Origin of the sequence: Enterobacter cloacae complex sp. IR5458, from assembly GCF_049238025.1 — a bacterium.
In the GTDB taxonomy this organism is placed as follows: domain Bacteria; phylum Pseudomonadota; class Gammaproteobacteria; order Enterobacterales; family Enterobacteriaceae; genus Enterobacter; species Enterobacter kobei.
Genome location: NZ_JBMKIF010000115.1, coordinates 1 through 1803, shown reverse-complemented (window position 1 = coordinate 1803; position 1803 = coordinate 1). Strand labels below are relative to the sequence as shown.

Sequence of the window (1803 nt, the reverse complement as noted above, 5' to 3'; positions counted from 1 at the left end):
CCACTGGAGCACCTCAAAAACACCATCATACACTAAATCAGTAAGTTGGCAGCATCACCCTTCTGCCGGGCTAATAACCTGGTCCCGAGCATGAGCCGGCGTGGCAACTGCTGGGATAATGCGGTGGCCGAATCGTTCTTCAGTTCACTGAAAAAAGAGCGCATCAGGAAGAGAATATACAAAACCCGGGATCTAGCCCGGGCGGATATCTTCGATTACATTGAAGTGTTCTACAACCGGGCCCGGCGCCACAGTCACCTCGGCGGCGTCAGTCCGGAGGCCTTCGAACAGGCCTCGTCGTGAGGACAGAATTTGTCTACGGGCGTGGGGTCAGTCCAATCAACGGCTCGGAAGTGTCTAGATTATCCGTGGCGATTCAATTATTCTAAAGTTTTCGACCGCTATACACTCTTATCATTCTTTGTTAATCGTTTATTAAGATAATAAATATAAGGACGAAACCATGAACGATGTCATTCGTGACTTTTTCAAAATGGAATCAGCTGGTGGTATTCTTCTCGTGATTGCCGCGGCAATTGCGATGACCATTGCTAACTCACCGCTGGGCGAAACTTATCAATCTGTACTGCATACTTATGTATTTGGTATGTCAGTTTCTCACTGGATTAATGACGGCCTAATGGCTGTTTTCTTCTTACTCATTGGCCTTGAAGTTAAGCGAGAGCTGCTTGAAGGTGCGTTAAAATCAAAAGAAACCGCAATTTTCCCTGCGATTGCAGCGGTTGGCGGTATATTAACTCCTGCTCTTATTTACGTAGCCTTTAATGCCAACGATCCTGAGGCGATTTCTGGTTGGGCAATTCCAGCGGCGACAGATATCGCTTTTGCTTTAGGTATCATGGCGTTATTAGGTAAGCGTGTACCAGTAAGCCTAAAAGTGTTCTTGCTGGCGGTTGCTATCATCGATGATTTAGGTGTAGTTGTTATTATCGCGCTATTTTACACCGGTGACCTGTCGACCATGGCGTTGCTTGTTGGCTTCATCATGACTGGTGTCCTATTCATGTTGAATGCGAAGGAAGTAACAAAACTTACGCCATACATGATCGTCGGTGCGATCTTATGGTTCGCGGTGCTTAAATCTGGTGTTCACGCAACATTGGCAGGTGTAGTGATTGGTTTTGCTATCCCACTAAAGGGAAAGCAGGGCGAACATTCTCCACTTAAACATATGGAGCACGCGCTTCACCCATACGTGGCATTTGGTATTCTGCCTCTATTCGCATTTGCCAATGCGGGGATTTCGTTAGAAGGCGTATCGATGTCAGGTCTAACTTCAATGCTGCCACTCGGTATTGCTTTGGGTCTACTGGTTGGTAAGCCTCTAGGTATCTTTACCTTTAGCTGGGCAGCGGTAAAAATGGGCGTTGCTAAGTTACCTGAAGGCGTTAACTTCAAGCATATCTTTGCGGTATCTGTGTTGTGTGGTATTGGCTTTACAATGTCTATCTTCATTTCCTCTTTAGCGTTCGGAAATGTAAGTCCTGAATTTGATACCTATGCTCGACTCGGTATCTTAATGGGTTCTACGACAGCAGCATTACTTGGCTATGCCTTACTGCACTTTTCTTTGCCTAAGAAAGCGCAAGCGTAAGATAAAAATGAGCTATTTTGTAAAGCCTCCCAATCGGGATAACACCGATCAGTTAAGGCATTGATCAGTTGAACGATCCTACGGATGGTTAACAATACCCTCAGTACACTAATTGCTGAGGGTATTTTTGGCACTGTTGCAAATAGTCGGTGGTGATAAACTTATCATCCCCTTTTGCTGATGGAGCT

At 45.6% G+C, this 1803-nt stretch carries 1 protein-coding gene and 1 pseudogene; both read left to right on the top strand.

Features of this window, described 5'->3' with window-relative positions; all coding sequences use genetic code 11:
- Positions 1–60 precede the first annotated feature (60 nt).
- Positions 61–303 (top strand): annotated as a pseudogene (locus ACOTYN_RS26220) (IS3 family transposase); the annotation flags it as partial.
- 160 nt (positions 304–463) lie between these two features.
- Positions 464–1615: a Na+/H+ antiporter NhaA gene (gene nhaA, locus ACOTYN_RS26215; RefSeq protein ID WP_001000602.1), complete on the top strand. Its 1152-nt coding sequence runs from the start codon at positions 464–466 to the stop codon at positions 1613–1615.
- Positions 1616–1803 lie beyond the last annotated feature (188 nt).